This is a genomic window from Arsenophonus sp. PmNCSU2021_1, assembly GCF_036919435.1.
GTDB lineage: Bacteria > Pseudomonadota > Gammaproteobacteria > Enterobacterales > Enterobacteriaceae > Arsenophonus > Arsenophonus nilaparvatae.
In genome coordinates this window covers 216,923-235,000 of record NZ_JAZHPL010000011.1, presented here as the reverse complement: position 1 = coordinate 235,000, position 18,078 = coordinate 216,923, and the positions used below count along the sequence as shown (strand labels likewise).

Annotated in this window: 20 protein-coding genes and 1 pseudogene; 2 read left to right on the top strand and 19 right to left on the bottom strand. The window is 43.8% G+C overall.

The window, feature by feature from the left end:
* Positions 1 to 9: 9 nt before the first annotated feature.
* From V3224_RS26705 to V3224_RS26630, 16 genes and pseudogenes are all read right to left on the bottom strand, one after another.
* Positions 10 to 1,488 carry a DUF3383 domain-containing protein gene (locus tag V3224_RS26705; RefSeq protein WP_334473491.1) on the bottom strand — a complete coding sequence of 493 codons (1,479 nt, stop codon included), beginning with the start codon at positions 1,486 to 1,488 and terminating at the stop codon, positions 10 to 12.
* Positions 1,489 to 2,040 carry a phage neck terminator protein gene (locus V3224_RS26700; protein ID WP_334473490.1) on the bottom strand — a complete coding sequence of 184 codons (552 nt, stop codon included), beginning with the start codon at positions 2,038 to 2,040 and terminating at the stop codon, positions 1,489 to 1,491.
* Positions 2,030 to 2,419, bottom strand: a complete 390-nt coding sequence (locus tag V3224_RS26695) for a head-tail adaptor (RefSeq protein ID WP_334473489.1) — start codon at positions 2,417 to 2,419, stop codon at positions 2,030 to 2,032. Before V3224_RS26695 ends, V3224_RS26700 begins: the two co-directional genes overlap by 11 nt.
* Positions 2,406 to 2,954: a hypothetical protein gene (locus tag V3224_RS26690; protein ID WP_334473488.1), complete on the bottom strand. Its 549-nt coding sequence runs from the start codon at positions 2,952 to 2,954 to the stop codon at positions 2,406 to 2,408. Before V3224_RS26690 ends, V3224_RS26695 begins: the two co-directional genes overlap by 14 nt.
* Entirely contained in the window at positions 2,951 to 3,361 is a 411-nt protein-coding gene (locus V3224_RS26685) for a DUF4054 domain-containing protein (protein ID WP_334473487.1), read from the bottom strand. The genes V3224_RS26690 and V3224_RS26685 overlap by 4 nt, the downstream gene beginning before the upstream one ends.
* Positions 3,315 to 3,608: an STY1053 family phage-associated protein gene (locus V3224_RS26680; RefSeq protein ID WP_334473486.1), complete on the bottom strand. Its 294-nt coding sequence runs from the start codon at positions 3,606 to 3,608 to the stop codon at positions 3,315 to 3,317. The genes V3224_RS26685 and V3224_RS26680 overlap by 47 nt, the downstream gene beginning before the upstream one ends.
* Before the next feature lie 36 nt (positions 3,609 to 3,644).
* Entirely contained in the window at positions 3,645 to 4,586 is a 942-nt protein-coding gene (locus V3224_RS26675; protein ID WP_334473484.1) for a DUF2184 domain-containing protein, read from the bottom strand.
* Between the two features lie 11 nt (positions 4,587 to 4,597).
* Positions 4,598 to 5,116, bottom strand: coding sequence for a structural cement protein Gp24 (locus tag V3224_RS26670; RefSeq protein ID WP_442891078.1), 519 nt, complete (start codon positions 5,114 to 5,116; stop codon positions 4,598 to 4,600).
* Between the two features lie 2 nt (positions 5,117 to 5,118).
* A complete protein-coding gene (locus V3224_RS26665; RefSeq protein ID WP_334473897.1) occupies positions 5,119 to 6,324 on the bottom strand; it encodes a DUF2213 domain-containing protein in 1,206 nt (401 codons plus the stop codon).
* A 4-nt stretch (positions 6,325 to 6,328) separates the two neighbouring features.
* Positions 6,329 to 7,084 (bottom strand): phage head morphogenesis protein, encoded by a 756-nt coding sequence (locus tag V3224_RS26660; RefSeq protein WP_334473483.1) that lies wholly within the window; start codon positions 7,082 to 7,084, stop codon positions 6,329 to 6,331.
* A pseudogene (locus tag V3224_RS26655) lies at positions 6,996 to 8,398 on the bottom strand (DUF1073 domain-containing protein). Before V3224_RS26655 ends, V3224_RS26660 begins: the two are co-directional and overlap by 89 nt.
* A complete protein-coding gene (locus V3224_RS26650; protein WP_334473482.1) occupies positions 8,395 to 10,017 on the bottom strand; it encodes a TerL protein in 1,623 nt (540 codons plus the stop codon). The pseudogene V3224_RS26655 and the gene V3224_RS26650 overlap by 4 nt, the downstream one beginning before the upstream one ends.
* 162 nt (positions 10,018 to 10,179) lie before the next feature.
* Positions 10,180 to 10,653, bottom strand: a complete 474-nt coding sequence (locus V3224_RS26645; protein WP_334473480.1) for a DUF2280 domain-containing protein — start codon at positions 10,651 to 10,653, stop codon at positions 10,180 to 10,182.
* Positions 10,654 to 10,721: 68 nt separating this feature from the next.
* Positions 10,722 to 11,171 carry a lysis protein gene (locus tag V3224_RS26640; RefSeq protein ID WP_334473478.1) on the bottom strand — a complete coding sequence of 150 codons (450 nt, stop codon included), beginning with the start codon at positions 11,169 to 11,171 and terminating at the stop codon, positions 10,722 to 10,724.
* Positions 11,141 to 11,623, bottom strand: coding sequence for a lysozyme (locus V3224_RS26635; protein WP_334473477.1), 483 nt, complete (start codon positions 11,621 to 11,623; stop codon positions 11,141 to 11,143). Before V3224_RS26635 ends, V3224_RS26640 begins: the two co-directional genes overlap by 31 nt.
* Positions 11,583 to 11,819, bottom strand: a complete 237-nt coding sequence (locus tag V3224_RS26630) for a phage holin family protein (RefSeq protein ID WP_334473475.1) — start codon at positions 11,817 to 11,819, stop codon at positions 11,583 to 11,585. The genes V3224_RS26635 and V3224_RS26630 overlap by 41 nt, the downstream gene beginning before the upstream one ends.
* Positions 11,820 to 12,555: 736 nt before the next feature.
* Between V3224_RS26630 and V3224_RS26625 the strand changes: the two genes are divergently transcribed.
* A complete protein-coding gene (locus tag V3224_RS26625; RefSeq protein ID WP_334467716.1) occupies positions 12,556 to 13,428 on the top strand; it encodes an IS982 family transposase in 873 nt (290 codons plus the stop codon).
* A 21-nt stretch (positions 13,429 to 13,449) separates the two neighbouring features.
* Here V3224_RS26625 and V3224_RS26620 read toward each other — a convergent pair whose 3' ends face one another.
* The 3 genes from V3224_RS26620 to V3224_RS26610 all read right to left on the bottom strand — a co-directional run bounded on the left by V3224_RS26620 (position 13,450) and on the right by V3224_RS26610 (position 17,315).
* Positions 13,450 to 13,785, bottom strand: a complete 336-nt coding sequence (locus V3224_RS26620; RefSeq protein ID WP_334473474.1) for an antiterminator Q family protein — start codon at positions 13,783 to 13,785, stop codon at positions 13,450 to 13,452.
* Positions 13,786 to 14,756: 971 nt separating this feature from the next.
* Positions 14,757 to 17,066, bottom strand: coding sequence for a DUF5906 domain-containing protein (locus tag V3224_RS26615; RefSeq protein ID WP_334473473.1), 2,310 nt, complete (start codon positions 17,064 to 17,066; stop codon positions 14,757 to 14,759).
* Between the two features lie 33 nt (positions 17,067 to 17,099).
* Complete coding sequence (locus tag V3224_RS26610) at positions 17,100 to 17,315, bottom strand: helix-turn-helix domain-containing protein (protein WP_334473472.1); 216 nt, start codon at positions 17,313 to 17,315, stop codon at positions 17,100 to 17,102.
* A gap of 133 nt (positions 17,316 to 17,448) precedes the next feature.
* Here V3224_RS26610 and V3224_RS26605 point away from each other — a divergent pair, with 133 nt between their 5' ends.
* Positions 17,449 to 18,078, top strand: a complete 630-nt coding sequence (locus V3224_RS26605; protein WP_334473470.1) for a LexA family protein — start codon at positions 17,449 to 17,451, stop codon at positions 18,076 to 18,078.

Below are 18,078 nucleotides of genomic sequence, written 5' to 3'. Positions count from 1 at the left end.
TTTCTCTCCTTATCGAACAATGGTGATTAAGACATCCGCGAAATGCACCGCACCGGCCAACTTACAGGCAACCTGAATCGGCGGCGCTTTGCGTTTTTCTCGCTCGGATTGCGCCTGCTCCGCAAGCGGTTGAATATAGACGTAATACCCTTTGGTGAGCGTATCTCCGCTTACCAATTGACCTATACTGCCGCCGTTCCAGATACCCGGTGCAAGTAATCCATTAGTGACCGCCTGCGCCAGGGATTGCTCAACATTGGTTAAAAGCGTCGTGCTGCCTTGCTCCGTTTGAGGGATTTTGGTGGTACTGGTATACAAAAGATTGTACAAATTGGTTTGCACAAAGTTTTGCAACCAGTCCAGGCCGTGGCGTTCATCGAAAAAATCACCATCGGCCATCACGCCTTCTTGTATGATGGCAGTGTCGTTATCGTAATTGACAAACACGTTGCAATTTTTGTCCGCCAGCGTATTTGCCTGTGACGTAGTCAACATCTCCGCTTTAACACCAGGCTCCTGTTTGAATTTGAGGGTGATCGTGGTGTTATTGCCGTTGAAGTTCACGGAAAACGCCCGACCAAAAGCCGATGCCGCCGCATAGGGTGTTGATGAGGAATACTGGGTAAAAACCCGTTGATATTTCGCCTTTTTTAACATAGAGGCAATATCATCTTCTTTTGCGCTATCCAGTACGGCGGTATCTTGCGTAGTGTAACCAAAAATGCGTGAGCTACCGGCTGCACCGATAAAGTTTGCAATATTTTTTACTTCATCAGTAGAAAGGGTTGAAGTTATCACTAGTCCATACCAATCGTTAGATAAATCGGCTAATTTTGCGATAGCGTCCACGATAGCTTCCCCGTCAGTTCCTTCGACAGGTGTAGCTCCCATCTCTTGCGTTAATTTCAGCATAGACGACAAGTCAGTGCCGGATTCCGGTGGAGACGCAAATCCGACTGAACCGGTTTGACCGGCCGTATTGGAGGTGACAACAAATCGGCGATCATTACTGCTCCATGTCATCGTGGAGGTAGTCATTTTTTCACTAATTCTTGCAGCGACACCGTTTAAATTGGTTTCTTGCGAAAAATTGATACCAGTTAATTTCACATTCTTGCCGTTAACACTGATAACCATTGCGCCGTCAGTAATGGAAGTGAAATTACTTATTGTTGATTCTTCCTCGGTTAATATGCTCCCACGCAACAAGGCTGGTGAAGCTGATTTCACCCATCGGCCAACATATAGATCGACGGGTTTTGGTGACTGCTGGTAATAGAGTGAAGCCGCCTGATACTCGGGTGCGGTTGTACCAAAATCATTGGCGACTTCCTCAATATTGGAATACGCCCGTAATCGCTCAAGCGGATCGATAACGGGTGAGTCACCGACAATCAGCAGTGAACCGAAATTGCGGCTGCTTGCGGCACGGGGTGACATATCAAGCGTGACCTTAACCACCCTTGAAATGGGTAAACCTTTAGACATTTATTTTTCTCCAAAAAATGTAACGTCGGCATCTTTCACGGATTTTATGTGATAGCGACGTACCACTTTGCGACGTAGATGAACGGTGAAATCAAAACGATTTACCCACTGATTATTGATAAGCTCTGGAAACGCCCTAATTTGACTGTGGCTACCGAGTGTAAGATTGAATTTATTCAGTTCAGCATTGTTTTGACTGAGCATAATGCCATCACGAAATCGCGTGGCATAAACCATACCTTCTCTTCCGTAGAAAGAGGCCATACACGTTAAGGTTTCGTACTGCCAAAGTTCGTTTGATTCATCGCTTTGATTGACTAAGGCGGGATTCGCCGCACTCTCAATATCGATGAGGCCAAACGCACACCAGTTGGTATCAGGGGATGGCAACGGTGCCGGTTCGCGTTGCCAGCGAGGTAAAACGTGTTTTGCTGGCAAACCAGAAACGCCACAAACCCAACGCGTTAACAGGCGTTCTAAGCCTTCATTATACAAAGCGTTATCATCAAAGGGCGTTAGCCAACCTGCCTCGGTACTGCTGTTATTGCTCATACGCGGTACCTCCGTCTAACGGCATCAGTTCACAATGCGCCTGAACAAATCCCGCACCATAAGCGGTGTAAGGATCGACGGATTTGACCAGATATTTGCGCCCCTGATAAATGACAATATCGCCAATATGATGGGTTTCACCGGCTATTAATCGGGTGGTGGTCACCACCAGTATTCGACCACTCACCAGTTGACCCGATGTCCGTATTTGCGCTTCAATTGAACTATCTACAGTAACGACACCTGAAAAAGGATACGTACTTTCTTTTGTCGAGGTAATACCTTCATCATCAATCAAAATTTCCCGTCGTGTGTAAGTGAGCGAGGTATCGCAAAAATCTGGATCAAAAAGCACATCGGTTACATCAAGCATTGGCATTTTTCTTCCTCACAACATAAGTGATAGCACGCCGATAGGTTCCCGTATCAATCAGCGGTTTAGCGTTGTTGTTATCGGGCGGTAAACCGGCTTTTCGATTTTCAAGCGCTTGCGCCGCCCCTTTACGTCCTCGTCGTGCCCGGGCAGCTAATGTACTGTCAGCCAGTGGGGTAAAATTGCTTTGGGTAATGACGGCTTGTACCCCTTGAACCGCGATTTGACCTGCTCGATTTAATCCTTGCTCTGCTTTATCCGGTTGAGAATCCAAAATGGCTTTAGCGGCTATTTTAAGTTCCGAGGTTGTTTTAGTTTCCACTGAACGAATGCCGGGTATCAAATGCGGTCTAGCCGGAATGTTTTTAGCCGGCGAGCCAAACTCGTTGAGATAACCAATAGCCGCATTGCTAAAAGGGGTATCCTCACGGTCGTTATTTTCAGCCGGAATGCCGACCAGTACCTCTTTTTTACCAAGTTGAACGAGGGCATCAAACAATTTACCCGTGTTGTCCATACGTAAGGTGACACCACTTTTCATAATTGCCGCCCCCCTGCGCCAAACATAAGCACCCATTGGTAAAACTCCGCACCATAACGGGTGTTATTCCAGAATCCCGCATTGGGGTTGAGCGTCATGCTGTTGTCATAGCTGACACTCACCTTATCCACTGACTTAGCGGTTGCCACGCCTGAACTTGATCCCCCTACTCCCCCTGCCTGTAAAGATCGTGTATCCATGGCATAAAGCGTGAGGTAATGCGCAACAAATAACCCCACCCAGTAAGGAAAAACCTCACTCCCTGACACATTTTCACTGAGGAATTTGTCTGCTAAATTTAAACGAAGCTGAATTTGCGCATCGGGGAATTTAACCTCATCGTTAAACGGGGGAAAATCATTACGGAATTGCGGTATCGTCGGTAGGTGTTTGTTCCGTTGACTCATCGATATCCTCTTTACTTTCAGGTTCCTGTTTGCTTGTGTCTTTTCCCTTTTTTTTATTCTTGGTATTCACGTTTTCTTTGGTTTGTTCTTTAACGGGCGCTTTTACGGGATTAAGGACAATACTATGCGCCTCGGTAAACCAATGTTCCGCCGTGCTTTTGCTTACCTCATGAATACCCACATCAAAATCGGTTCGCTCACCGGATTCATGGGTAAGCGTAAAAGGGGTATGTACCTGAATTTTCATAAATGAACTCCAAAAATGAAGCCCCTATATAGGGGCTTAGATACCGTCGCAATAAGCGAGGGTTTCACGATAAACCGGCTCAACAGCCCCCAGACGACCATAATAGGTAGTCAGCTGATATATTCCACGGTATTGAATGGGAATGCTTTGTAGTGGCACCATTGGGAAGCGTACGTACTGCTTTTCATTGGTATAGGCCACCATTCTATCTTTATTGCCTACGCCACGGCCTTTTAGCCATTTCACTGCACGAATATTCAGCGGGATACCGTTTTGATGATACGCAATGGTATTGGTTTTCAGGTACGTCAGTAATGACTGGTTACCCGCACTGGATACCAAGATAGTAGAGAGTAATGCAAACTGTTCAGGCGGAATCAGTAAATCCGTTGGCACCATCGAATATGCAGAAGCAGCCCATGCATCGCTTAATATTTTGTTGATGCTGTCGCGAATTTCATCGGCTGTTGACTGGCACCACGCTTTGGCGGCGTTATTGGTCTTGATATTATCGAGATTGAGCAATCCTTTTACATTCATGGCGGTATCACCGACATAGACTTGCTCGTCAATGTCCATGTTCCACTTTAGGCGCATACCGTCGTGTTTTTGGGCATCAACCGGACGACCAACTTGCCTTGCCGCCTCTAATTCTACGACTGTCCATCCAAGCTCCATCCCCCAAAGTTGCAATGGGAATCCTTCCTTTTGGATATCGATATTCACACCCGCAATGGCGGTAGAATCCTTACCTATCCAGTTTTTACCGTTAGGGTTAGCGCCTGTCCCTGCGGCGGCAAATCCGGTACGGGTAAAACTTGAGATGTCATCAGCAATGGACACATCTTCGCGCAATTGAATATCCCGACTATAGGTATATTGTACTAAAGGCAGATTAATGCTTTGGTCTAAACGCTCAAGCTCACCGATAAGAAACGCACCGGTTGAGTCGATTGTGCGTTGGTCAAAAGTTAACATGTATGAATCCCTCAAATTTTATACGATATTTCAACGTTGCCGTCAGCATCACCGTGTCCGGTAAATTCGGCATTAGCCAATATCACGGTATTAATTTTTTCGGCCGCCCCTGATCCCGTTTTCTCTTCGGCAATCAAAATAGCGCCTAGTGGGCTTTTATCCGTTGCCCCTGCCACTCGCACATAGACCTTGGCGCCTTTTTTAACCTGTTGACTATCCACACCGACATTCACCAAGACATAGCCGCGTTTTAGCGCATCGCCAGTAAAATTTTTCTCTTTGCCGACTTGCCGGATAAAATCCTGCGTTTGCGTCGTTGGATAAGGGCGAATATAAATGCCTTTGATGACGTCTGCCGTGTCATTTTCAGCAAGCGGCACAAAATAATCGCCGTCATATTTACCTGCTAGTCCATAGTCCGGAAAACCGTCTTTAGATTTTAGTAACACCGGTTCGGTGGTTAAATCCCGATAGCGTGAGATTGCACCGGCGATACCCACTGGCATCCGGTATAAATAGGGTTTCATCATTTTTATTTGCCTCGTGTTGCCCAAAATTCGGCATTTAACTTGTTTAAATCGGCAATCGCATTGCCGGATTTTCGGAGTGAATCTGTCGTGAAGGTGTTTGCGGTATTGCGGTTTTTCGAAAGTTCTGCCACCGCATTAAACGCCATATCCACCGTGCGCTTGGATAATCGGTTAATTTCCGCATCGCCGACAATAGCGCGCACAATAGTTTGGTCTGCATTGGCTAACACCTGACGTTTAAAGGCCGTGGGTTTTACCGGTGTTGAAAGGGCTACCCCTGGCATAATCAACTCTGCTTTATATGCTGCATCGCCGGTAATGGTTTCTGCCTTTTCGTTTTTTTCCTCGTCATCAACCGTACCCACTGTTTTATCCTCCGGTTTATCGTCACTATCGGCGGTTTTACCTTCAAGCACATCGAGTCGCTTTAATATCGCCTCAATATAATCAGGCGTGTCATCCGTCGTTGATATTGGTTGCTCGGGCGGGTTGACACCTTGGGGATTAATGTTGATATTAATCGCCTTCGGTAGTTCCTCTGTCCCTTCATCCCCTGTAATTGACTCGGGCGCGTTATTGAGCACTGATTCCATGGCCACAGCATCTTTCGTGCGATGGGCACTTAACAGCCGTTTGAACCAGGTTTGTGTTTTGTTTGACATACTGTCTCCAATTGCACATCGTATTCCCGCTCGGCCTTTAGGTACCAGAGCGACATGATTGCCAACGATTTCATATTGCCGTGCGATGCCAGGCGCAATCTGTTCGTATTGCGCATCATAGCCACACGAGACTTCGTCGTTGCCGTGATTAATTTCCTCGATTGCAAGCGCATCTTTGATAATTAAATCCGCGATTATCAAATCCGCCTGTTCCCCTTCTCCGCGTCTGACGTTTTGTACATGCCCTTGCGCTAAATCGCGCCAATTGTCGGTGTCAACAAAAATGACATTGCCTTCCCCATCTTCGGGATGCAGCAGCGTGACACTCATACCTTCAAACGAGGCCAGCGTTTCAGGACGAAAAACTTCATCTTTACTTCTTTCAACGAGAATTTGGCCACGATTGTCAGGCGTCAGATTCGGCAAATCCAAGGCGAAATAAACTTGCGTGCCTGTTCGGGCAATCGGAACGTTTTTACACAGTAGCGAGCCGTCCGCCATCTGATAACGGGTGTTACCCAGACGGGTTTTAAAAAAATATTTCATGATGTTATCTGTCAGAAAAAGAGACTTCACAGTAGCAACGGCAATTGGGTAATGCCCCAGCGTGCCCTGTCAACCCATCCAAGGTAGGTGGGTTATGCCAATTGACAAACTGCCCTTCCAGTTGTTTATGAGAGTGCCTTACATCGCCATCATTTGCGGTGCGCCAGATATAGCCTGTTGATCCTATTGCCAGTGCTCTCGCTTGCGTTAGGGCTTGCGTCGCTCGGCCTAATTCGGTGCGGGCTAGCATTTTTGCCCGCGACGCCGTCACTTCGCCGGATTGCGCTATCATCGCAGTAAAATGTTCAGGCCGTTCACCGTTCACTACCGCTGCAATCGCTCGGTTTTGGATGTCATAAACTCTATCAGCGGCTTCAATGGGCAGCGATTTAATGTACTTGATTTGCTCATGAACAAGTGATTGCATCACATGACCTACTGGCGCTTGAGCAATCAATTGCTTGAGTTCTCTGCGCATTTCATGGCTATGTTGCTGCCACAACTTCGCATTATCTTGTGATACGGTTTCGACAAACTTTGTCGCTACCCGCCTTGCCCAACTCTCGATAAGTTCGCTGTAATCCGCTAATGCTTGCTGAATGTCTAGCACTGAATCATTCGAACCGTCGTATTGTTGATTGATGATAGCCCCGATTTTACGAGCAACTTGACTAAGGCTCGTTCGATATTGGGTTTCCGCCCGTTTTGACCGTTGGTGCGTGGACAGCACTGAGCCTTGGCGGTGCTTCTTCTTCCTCATTCGCTATGTCCTCATCGGTGATGGTACTGCCTATACTGATAACATCGGACAAATCCCGTAGCGACGACATAGCCGCTTTTGCTGACAACATGCCGCCATCCTGCGCGGCATTGAGCGCATTAATCATGTTAACCGCGGCGGTAGACTTATCCATGTCGGACATTTGCCACAGCGGATTAAAGGCAAACGTAAAATCATCGGGTAACGGTTTACCTAATGCCGATTGATGCGCTGCGCTATCTCAAATAACTTTCGTAACGGTTGCTTGAGGCGCCTTGATTGTTGTGTCGCGATGTTGTCGTAGTAATTGGCTAAATCGGCATCGCCGGTATTAAAGCCTGATGGCGACTGTCCAAACAGACGAACCAGTGGAATGCCGGTTGCCCCACTGATTTGTTCAGCAAAGCGCGCCAGCACGTTATCCAATCCTGAAAACGAATAGCTATGCGTTTCAAAGGTATCGTCAGCGTCCATGAGCGTCAGCCCTTCGTTACTCTGGTATTGACGTATCATGTTCATGTGTTTCATTAGTGCTTCATATTGCTCGCCACCAAAGCCGATAATTTCACGTAATTTTGTTACTTTGAAGGTTCGTAAATGCGCTTTATACACCAATTGCGCAATGCCGGTTGTGGTGCTGTCAAAAGCGGTTAACCGGTCGAAAATACGTTCAATGACCGACATACCCCACTCATTCTCGGTTTTGGCTTGCTGATAAGGGAGCGTCACACCGTCAAAACGGATCAGGCGGCTATGATGCACTTTCCAGGCGGGGATGCCGTTCTCAACGGTCACAATGTCGTAGAATTCGGGTTTCCCTAAGTCCTTGCTTAACGTTTTGATACGCCGATTCAAATCGGGGTTAACCTGCCAACGGTCAAGCGGTAAAATACCTTTGAATTTACCTTGTCCTATCGTCTCAACGCGTAATGGCGTAAACGGCGCTTGCCCTTCTATCAGAATAAGCCCTAATGCGCCGCCGTAGAGCCGTGACCACTTGATCGCGTTATTCAGGCTTTCCCAGATTTCCAGTTCATCAAATAAGGATTCGATTGCACCTTTATCGCTCGACTCCATTTGCGAGGTGATACGCACACCTTTTCGCGTCATATCATCGGCGACAGTATCGACCGCCGCACCAATTATCCATGACGAGCGGTAAGCATACTCCAGTAATAACCGGTTCCGACTTGTCCAATCAGGGCGATAAGTCGAATCCGCATGTTGATTGGGGGTTTGCATCCCGACTCGGGCGGTAAAATTCTCATACCCGTCAACGGTTTTTTGAGAGTGTGATTTTTTCTTTTTTGTCATGCGCTCCTGCCCAGTAGTGACCAAATTTCAAGTGACGTGTTCATTGGGGCAAAGTTAATCATCACCGAATCGGCGAGATTCGGTGACTTTGTGCCATCGGGTTGTTTATCAATCACAATTTTTCCCACCGCGTTAATGGAATAGGTTGGTTGCGATAGCTCAACAATCAGTTTGTCTTTGAGTCGCATTGCGCCATTAATGGCAATCAGTTCATCCGGTTTGAAGGGTTGTTTTTCCACTACCGCACGATAGACATTTTGAAAGCGTTTGCGTAAATGCCACCAACTTTGTGCTTTGGCATTAGCGAAAAAATCCTTGTTTAATCGGGCGTTTTGTCCATCAAATCCAGCAACCGCCTCTTTATCCGGATCAAATACCCCACCACTACCGCGAAATGGCACGGCGTCAATACGTGCAGCTCTTCTTTGTCTGCGCTGGTCATTGATAATACGTGCATCGCCTCGCACACCAGCCCCTAATCCATCTTCATCAAAGCGAAAACTTTCAAGCTGATATTTATCGGCTAATTGGAAAACGCTCTCAACACTGCCAAAAATATCACTGCCTTTTCCCGACCATTCCTCAATGCCTTCAAGCAAGAAGCCATGACGCCAAGAAAAAGCGTTCTTGTCTTTGCCCTCATCCGCCACATCAAAAGCGCCTAAGCGTATACCAGTGGGCTTAATACCCAGTTTTGTGTGGGCATCAATCGCCGCCTGTACCCACTCTGCTGGAATCAAGACACCTTCAACCGACGCCTGATAGTTCAAATCCAGCTCTTGCGCCACAATGACCGGATTATCAATTTTCAGACACTCTTTTTCGTACCACGAATCATCTTTACGCGGGTCACTGCGCCAATGAAAAGTAAACACCGGAATACGGCCACTGTGACGTTTTTGAGCAAACGGGTTAGCCATACCATTGACCGAGCTTAAATCAATGCGACAGCGAGTCGTTTGCGATAAGGCGGCATCAATCAGTAACGGACGCGGTAAAAAAGCGGCTTCATCGACAAAATAGAGTGTTGTGCGGTCGCCCCGTCCGATATTATCCCCTGCTTCACCTTTGATAATGGCGCCAGTGTTTGGGAAATTGACCCGCATATAAGGCGCATGCTTTTTCGCTTCCCATCCCCCCCTGAATTCTTGAGGTAGCGTTTCCACAAACTTGCGCGCTTTCCAAAATAGCGCTTTCGGGTCACCCGTGCTGTCAACATACTCTTCTTTGCGTGACCCAAAGCCAATGACCATTTCCTTGTTGAAGAGGCATAACGCACAGGCCAACGCAATTGACGTCCAGCTTAAGCCCATTTCGCGGCTTTTTTCGGTAATGCCGTTCTCACGCTCACGCCAACGGGTCATTATCCAGTCAATCCAGGCTTCCTGTTTGGGGAAAAGCAAAAAAGGAATAGTCACCGGTAGCCCATAATCAATGTTACGTGGGTCTGTGGTCATACCCCAGTCGATAATAAACTGCGCGGGATTATCCTTGTAAAATCGGGTTAATGGTTTAAAACTTTCCGGCTGCTCGCGAAGGCGTTTCAAGCGTTCTGCACGCCACTCAAACACCTGGGCATAATCCGGCTTTTTAAAGTCAAAAGGGAACGGTAATGGCATGGGAATTTGTCCGGGAAAAGGCGAGTCAAAAAAATATATCGCACATAAATACGTACATAAAAAATATTAAACAGGTAGTTAATTTACATACTATATTGATAGTAATTGATATTTTTACTTCAACATTATTTATGGTAAAAATAATATATCCATTTTAACCCGTTACCCCATCAATTTTTTATAGGCTTCTGCCGCCTGTTCGGGGGTCATGTCATGGGTGATTAATTCAACCTGGCTCTGTGAAGTTCCTGAATGTTCTATTTTCTGTTTATTGGTATATGCATCGCCGCACTCTTTAGCGGCTTGCTCTATCATTTTCGCCGTGAGTAAAAAATTATCCATCGACTCTGTTCGAATCGCCATACGGTTTAACACCCGCAGTCGATACGCTTTATTGGCAATAGGAATATCACTAATCTCTTTTTTGAATCGCTCTCGCGTGAAGTGAAAGAGATCAACCCATTTTTGACCAAGGCTTTTTCCAATCGCTTTTGTGGGGTCATAGGAAGAGACCTGCTGTACGGTGAGAGTTAATCCAAATTCCAGTTTCACCTGTTTGAGCACTTGCGTTGGGCTATCGAAACAGGCTAATGACTGCACGATGAAGGCCTTAACCTCTGGAGATAATGCCGCCATTGGTTACCCTCCTACTAAGTTAATATAATTTATTTTGCTTAATTTCAATCGACAACACGCTTATTGCTTCATTGACACTGTGTTTTGATGTACTGCTGTAGATATTCCGTCTGCTTCTCATTCTCAACTATCATTTCTCTGAGATGGAAATAATCTTGTCTAGCTGCCTCACCAAGTTGTGGTGTGGCTTCATCATGTCGACTCTGGGCGGTAACGGTTTTGGATGTATGACACACGGCATTGACGCGCAACCGCTTAGTGCCAGCACGCACAGCATCATTGAGCTTATCAATTTCCGCTTTAGCATTATTGAGTTCCTCGGTGTGTTTAATATCGAGTTGGCGCAAGGCTTCTATCTTCTGCTGCTCCAATTCCAACGCTTCAATTTGCTCGTGATATTTCTGTTTTAGCGTTTGATAGTTTTGCTTGACGGTTTTGTAACGGCTGTTGAGAAAAACGAGTGATAAAACCAATGCGACAATCATCACTACGATAAATGTGTAAGGGCGCCATAACATATTACACTCTCTATTTCCCGACGGGTCATTAGCCCTTTCCAGACTTCACCTTTCACATAAACCCATCGCTTCATCTCATCACAAGCCCCCGTTCGGTCATTCGCGTTGAGCTTTTTGAGTAACGTGGATTTGGTAAAATTCCCCACGCCCACGTTGTAGGCAAATGAGTAAAGGGCAGCTTGAGTGAGTGTAGTGATATTGACCTTAATCAACGGGTCAACATACCGCTTAACCACTTTCAAATCGTCATCAAGCCACTTATCACATTCGGTTTTGGTATACGTTCGATTACGTTTAATATCGTTACCTGTGTGCCCATAACAGACAGAAAGAATACCGCCACCGTCAAAATAGGGCTTAAGTCTCAACCCTTCAAAATGCGTTATCATGCTTGACGCCAGAAATAACGCGCTACCGCCGGTTGCCATCACTATTTTTTTCGGTATTTTCATACTGACGCTCCTTGAGTTTGTACTCCCTTCGGCGGTAGTACACGTTGATAAAAAATGTCCCTATCGTGCAGCCGATACCCATCACAGCTACCCACTGGTCAAGGGTTAAAAAATCAAAAATCGTTGTTGTAACACCACCGATGGTGGTCATGATGCCCCAGAGATAGGCCGCAGGTGTTGAGTATTTTTCAGACATGCGCATATACCCTCCTATTGAGGGTTCCATTGCTTTGAATTAAATAGGGAGCCAACCGCCTTACTTGTTTAGGCTATTTTATCTGTAAGTGTTGCGGTGGCGTAAAACGAAAAAGCCCCGCAAAAGCAAGGCTTATTAAATTTATGTCTAAATAAACTTGATGTTTTTTCAGACCTTATTAGTGTCTCAATGCGACATTAATTTGATTTCAGAATCAATTAGGTTTTTCAACCATTTTTCGAGCTTCTCGTAGGAACTGTTTACTTCCTGATATGTAAACACTTGACTGATTGCATTTTGAACAATCGCCTTCGCCTATCCAGCCGTTAAGGTATTCAACTTGCTCCCATCTAGGTTCTAAAACTGAACCGCACTTGGGACAGTATTGATATTTTCCAGGCGTAAATTCTCGTTTCATTTTTTTTTTCGATTTAACGCTTAACTCAAAAATTATTTTAATGCTTACCAACGGTGGCCATCCGCTGGACGCAAAAATTCATCATGGGCACTTTAGCATACCTTTTGCGGCCGCACTAGTGTTTGATAACTGCTTGTATGATATTTGTACAATATGTCGATATCTAATTGAATATCAAGGGTTTCTAAGCATCCTAAAATAACCTGAGTTCGGGATAAGAAATAAAGAGAAAGTCTTGATATTCAAATAGTTGAATGAGCCTGTTTTGTTAAAATACTCTAACAGTCTGGTTAAAGAGTAGAGCATTGTTAAACAATTATGGAAAATCTTACTGAACTTTATTGCCTGATGGATGATTTTTGCAAAGACTTCGAGCCAAAAATGCATGAATATTTGCTGACTAACGGTACTAAGCGTCGTAGACGGTCTACTCAGCTTTCGTTGGCGGAAATGATGACACTGGTTGTGTTGTTTCATCAACTCCGATTCAGGCAATTCAAGGTATTTTATCTCTATTATGTCCGCTTATATCTCCGGAAGGAATTTCCTAACTTGCCATCCTATTCACGCTGTGTAGAGTTACTTCCGCGTAGTGCCTTAGCGTTAACGGCACTGTTTGAGTCAATTAAGGGAAAATGCACGGGGCTATCGGTTGCCGATTCTACTCCGATAGCGGTGTGTGATAACTTACGGATCCGCAGACATAAAGTCTTCAATGGGATAGCTGAACGGGGAAAAAATTCAACAGGTTGGTTCTTTGGTTTCAAGCTTCATGTAATTATCAATCATTTGGGGGAAATACTCAGTTTTCGACTCACACCAGGAAACACCGATGATCGGAAACCATTGCCTGAGCTGACAAAGGATCTTTCTGGTTGTTTGTACGCAGATAAAGGGTATTTATCGGCTTCACTGAAACAGCAACTCAAAACGATGGGAATTAGCCTTATAACGAATATCAAGAAGAAAATGAAGCCTATTAAACAGACTTGTTTCGACAAAGCCATCTTGCGTCATCGTTCTGTCATTGAAACGGTATTTGATGAGTTAAAAAATCTTTGTCAAATAGAGCATACGCGACATCGCTCTCCGGCTAACTTTGTAGTGAATTTATTAGGCGGACTGGTTGCATATTGTTTAATGCCATCTAAACCAAAGATACCTGTTGCAGGTACGTATCTTCAAGTATAATTGATAATGCTTATCCCGAACTCAGGTTAAAATAAATCCTTCCGCAATTTGCATTCGTTTTCGCACCTCATCCTCGCGTACCGCAAACTTTCGCGCAATGGCACGCTTGGATATGCCTCTGATGTAATAATCCTCGATGTAGCTCAACTCTCTTGTCATACCCACCGTGTTAAGCCGACTGACGCACACATCAATCACCAGCCCGTCCGCATCACTGCACGATAAGCGATTTGCGCCTGCAAACGGCATGAGGCGATTAAAGCCGGATGCCACAGGCAACCAGCTCACCGAGGCATACGGATCACCCGCACACCAGCCGCCCCAGTGGAGTAGTATTTTCTCTATGTCTCTGCTCATGATCTTTTCGCTCCTGTTGTGAACGGCAATGTTTTTACTAATTTAATCTTCATATCCCCGTATGCGTCTGTAATGAGCATACTGCTTCTCCGCTTTCTCCCAGAACATTTTTGTCCCTTCTTCATGTTCCGATAACACTAAGTAAAACCATGTAGTACATTCTTCACACCTAAATTTCAAACGAACACCATTACGTTTAGGAGAAGGGCTATCAGTCATGTATGTATCTTGGTGTATATCTTGGTGTATATCTTGGTGTATATCACCGTGATATACCGTTATATGCTGTCCATACTTACTGTTTCTCTTTCTGTTAAACACGTGAACCGCATCGTGGGTTAAATAAGAACTACTACATTTTGGGCATAACAAATCTAAATCCGTCACGAGTTTCGCACGGGCATATAAAATTCTAGAAATGGCTTCAAAACAATGATTAATCTTTAACTTACTAAGACGTATAAATTCACTTAAATTACAATAAGTTGTTTTTAATTTATGAGATTTTTTCTATTTATATATTATGCTTAATTAAACTTAAAAATAGAGCGTTTTCTTATTGGTGCGAAACTCGTATCCGTATTGGTCACGATTTTCATTCTATTTTCCTTTTCTAAATTATTTAAAATTTTGAGGTAACAGGTAGGTAACAGATAAAAAGTTAACTGTTACCTACCTTAACCCCTTTTGCTATAAGGCTTTACGACTATTTAGGTAACAGGTAACACTTATTTTCAACTCTATATACACAAGTAACATAGGGTACGTATGCACCACATCTCGCGTGTTATATGTTTAAAACAACTGTTACCTGTTACCTTTTTCACTTAAAGTTATGATTTTAATCTAAAAAATAGAGGTAACAGTTATCCTTTTATCTGTTACCTATCAGTTACCCCTTGCACTTAATTAGTCAAAAATCTTTTTTTTAACTGTTACCTGTTACCTTTTTTGCAGTGGAATTTTTTGTTTTATAAACTTTGCCCTTGCAATTTTTCATAAGTTTCAAAAATCCCACGTAATTCAGCACTACTAAATTCGCGATTTTTTTCCAATATCCAAAAACGGTAGGCTATACCTTTAATTTTTACTAATTTGGTAACAGGCCGCTTCGTTTTTTCTTTTAAAATTCGAGTAATATGTTTCTGGTTAATTTCAGCTTCCAATCCAATTTCTTTGATAACTTCATTGACTATTTGCTGATAGGTCATAGCCGGTACTGGGGGATTCTCTAGAAGCGTAATAATCGCAACTTCAATATCACTTTTATTGCTTTCGATCATTAATTGGCGTTCTTTGGTATTGGGGGCACGTTGCCAATTAAACTTCGATATATCAACACTCATCAGATACCAATACACCTGTGCGATAAAATCATTATCGCTAAGTGCACTATATAACTCGGCATAGTGATCTTCATTAGCGGCAGTATCAGGCCCTCCAAGAACCGCGATGCGTCGATCTTCCTCTGGTAATGCTAAAGCATCATAATGGTTAGTGTAAAAAAGAAATCCTGTAAATATATCAATAGTCATTTTTCGTCCGTATTTCCTGTTAACCTCAAAACGAGACTCTGTCAGCACATCACGGATTTTGTCATTAACCTCATACCTTTTAGTGTTTTCCTTAACTTCATCTACAGTGCATAATAACGTATGGTACAAATAATCGTGATACTGGTTATCGCACAAGACATTCATACGTGTTCGGGAGCAGTTCCATGCTCCTAACACTTTTTCCATTAATTGGCTAATCCACCCCCTGCCTGTACCATGTGCAGTGGCCACATGCAATATGGATATAAGACATCTACGTTCTGGATGCTGAACAAACCATGCCAGACGTGCAATGAAAAACTTACGTTGCCATTCGTCTGGCACTAAATAATTCATATGGTTGAGAAAGATCTCAGTCTTACCTGTGTTTAAGTTTTTTTTATGCTTTGGCATATAGAATTGATTAATTTCAAAACGCCCGTCAGGACGTTGCACTAACCTATCTTTTCCAGGTTGATACCCCACACACTCAGCCACTTGTTTTTTAGGATGCTCTATCCAGCGTTTCGTTGCAGAAGTTAGTTGACCTTTTTTACTTATTGATGGTATTTGAAAAGGCGCCATCAGATTTTTAAACGATCGCATCTCCATCACACAATTATAAGGAGGCCGTAGTAGGTCACAGACCTGATCACCTTCAATCACATAAATGAAACGCTCAAGGAAATGACTTGTCATATCCATATTGATATCGGTAAAACCCTCTTCAGTTTTATTATCCGACAGATCATCAAAATCATCTTTACCAAACCCAATAGCGTGCAAGAAATCGCCATCGTTTCGATGTGCACAACTGGCATGAAGACATTTGAAATGCCCTACTTCAAACCCCGCTGTATTTTTAGGGAAATACGCCGTACTGGTGACCCCACTATCAGTGCTATGTCCGCTTTCAAAAGGGCAAGTGATATAGCGTTCACCATTACGCCCATAGTCTAGTGTTAGCCCCTGGCTATCCAAGAACTCAGCGACTTCATCGGTTGCATTAGGCGTTACGATCGAACGGTCTCTTACTTTACCTACGCGATCAGACTCTGACGACGACACAACGGGCAATTCATCCGCTAAGTCCTTCCAAAAATCATTCAATTGTTTTTCAGTGATCATAAAAGGTTCAGACGGTAAATCATTATCCCATCGAAGCCTCGCACCGCTAGGATGTGTCCCCATAGCGACAAATTGTTGCCCTTTAGCGAGAAGCTCAATGATCCCCAAATCGTTTTTTAATCGATGTAAACGTTTAGAAAACTCACCTTCTACTGCGATGAGGTAAAGACATTTGTTACTGTTATTTCGAAAACGGCGTGGTGGGATTTGACCAAAGGACTGTAGCATAAAGGCCTGGATACGTGCTTGGACATCAACATCGTCACTATCACAATCCAGTGCTACTATGCCAGAGCCCGTTTTGACACAGATACCGTAATCAGGCTCCATCATCCATTTTTCAATATCTGCCCCTGAGGAAGATTTGTTAGTCCATTCGGTTATACCAATAACTTGTCGCTGAGAATTATAGATTGAGGGCGTTTTACCTAGTACTTTCATTTTACTGGAAGGCGAAATAGTAGCCTCAGTATTACAGACCACAGGTAATAATCTATCGGTATAACCAAGGACTAAATCGAAGTGCACCCATTCATCAGGCAACGCACCCCATGTTTTTAGGTGATCACGCTCGTCATACGAGCCAGCAACAGCAGGACTCGGGCGCTGATCACTCACACTACGCCCGACAGAATAATTGATTTGCATGGGTTATTTGGCCTTAGTGTTTGAAGCAGAACCTTTAAGCAACCATTCGGGATCACACTCAAGAACATGAGCTAATTCTAAAATGAAACGAGGACGACAAATAATGTCATCTTCTATTTTATTTATAGCTTGTTGAGATAAACCAACATGTTTTGCCAGAACGCTTTGGGTTAACCCTAAAGCTTTACGTCTATTTTTTACCCTATTTCCTAAAGTCACGTTAATACCTCATTAACAGTATTTAATAACTATTTTATTAGTATTCAATCACCAATAAATGTGTTTGTCAAATACAACAAAATTAGTATTAATAGATAGTAAATAAGTAAAAAATTATACTTTGGGGAAAATTATGACTATAGCATCAAGAATGAAACAAAGACGAAAAGCGTTAGGGTTAACTCAATTAGAGCTAGCAAACTCAATAGGTATTAGCCAACAATCAATAGAGTCCATAGAGAATGGTAGAACACATAAACCTAGAAATATTCTAGAACTAGCTAAAGCTCTGCAATGTAACCCCGAATGGCTCTTAAATGGTAAAAACATAATGCCGTTAGCAGAAATCACATCTAACTCCAAAAGTATTCCTTTACTCAACTACATGCAAGCCGCGTGTTACAAGGAGAAAGATTTGATTACCGACGAAACAAGTAATTATGAATATACACTGGTCAATGACAGCGTTAGTGACAATTCATTTGCTTTACATATTGAAGGTGATAGTATGAAACCTGAATTTGAAGAGGGAGATCTGGTTGTTATAGACACAGCAATTGAACCTATCCCAGGTGAATTTGTCTTTGCAAAAAATAGTAATAACGCAGGAACATTCAAAAAATTTAGACCACTAGGTGTTGGAGTCAATGATTTTGAGTTAGTGCCCTTAAATACCGATTATCCAACATTGCGAGCATCCGAACATAACATGCATATAGTCGGTGTAATGGTTGAACACCGCATTTATCGTAGAAAACGCTAA

Excerpts from the sequence above, each read along its gene's own strand:
- V3224_RS26660 (WP_334473483.1), bottom strand. The coding sequence starts at position 7,084 with ATGAGGAAGAAGAAGCACCGCCAAGGCTCAGTGCTGTCCACGCACCAA.
- V3224_RS26705 (WP_334473491.1), bottom strand. The coding sequence starts at position 1,488 with ATGTCTAAAGGTTTACCCATTTCAAGGGTGGTTAAGGTCACGCTTGAT.
- V3224_RS26700 (WP_334473490.1), bottom strand. The coding sequence starts at position 2,040 with ATGAGCAATAACAGCAGTACCGAGGCAGGTTGGCTAACGCCCTTTGAT.
- V3224_RS26620 (WP_334473474.1), bottom strand. The coding sequence starts at position 13,785 with ATGAGCAGAGACATAGAGAAAATACTACTCCACTGGGGCGGCTGGTGT.
- V3224_RS26685 (WP_334473487.1), bottom strand. The coding sequence starts at position 3,361 with ATGAGTCAACGGAACAAACACCTACCGACGATACCGCAATTCCGTAAT.
- V3224_RS26670 (WP_442891078.1), bottom strand. The coding sequence starts at position 5,116 with ATGATGAAACCCTATTTATACCGGATGCCAGTGGGTATCGCCGGTGCA.
- V3224_RS26625 (WP_334467716.1), top strand. The coding sequence starts at position 12,556 with ATGGAAAATCTTACTGAACTTTATTGCCTGATGGATGATTTTTGCAAA.
- V3224_RS26650 (WP_334473482.1), bottom strand. The coding sequence starts at position 10,017 with ATGCCATTACCGTTCCCTTTTGACTTTAAAAAGCCGGATTATGCCCAG.
- V3224_RS26605 (WP_334473470.1), top strand. The coding sequence starts at position 17,449 with ATGACTATAGCATCAAGAATGAAACAAAGACGAAAAGCGTTAGGGTTA.
- V3224_RS26665 (WP_334473897.1), bottom strand. The coding sequence starts at position 6,324 with ATGAAATATTTTTTTAAAACCCGTCTGGGTAACACCCGTTATCAGATG.
- V3224_RS26640 (WP_334473478.1), bottom strand. The coding sequence starts at position 11,171 with ATGTTATGGCGCCCTTACACATTTATCGTAGTGATGATTGTCGCATTG.
- V3224_RS26680 (WP_334473486.1), bottom strand. The coding sequence starts at position 3,608 with ATGAAAATTCAGGTACATACCCCTTTTACGCTTACCCATGAATCCGGT.
- V3224_RS26690 (WP_334473488.1), bottom strand. The coding sequence starts at position 2,954 with ATGAAAAGTGGTGTCACCTTACGTATGGACAACACGGGTAAATTGTTT.
- V3224_RS26695 (WP_334473489.1), bottom strand. The coding sequence starts at position 2,419 with ATGCCAATGCTTGATGTAACCGATGTGCTTTTTGATCCAGATTTTTGC.
- V3224_RS26645 (WP_334473480.1), bottom strand. The coding sequence starts at position 10,653 with ATGGCGGCATTATCTCCAGAGGTTAAGGCCTTCATCGTGCAGTCATTA.
- V3224_RS26630 (WP_334473475.1), bottom strand. The coding sequence starts at position 11,819 with ATGTCTGAAAAATACTCAACACCTGCGGCCTATCTCTGGGGCATCATG.
- V3224_RS26675 (WP_334473484.1), bottom strand. The coding sequence starts at position 4,586 with ATGTTAACTTTTGACCAACGCACAATCGACTCAACCGGTGCGTTTCTT.
- V3224_RS26635 (WP_334473477.1), bottom strand. The coding sequence starts at position 11,623 with ATGAAAATACCGAAAAAAATAGTGATGGCAACCGGCGGTAGCGCGTTA.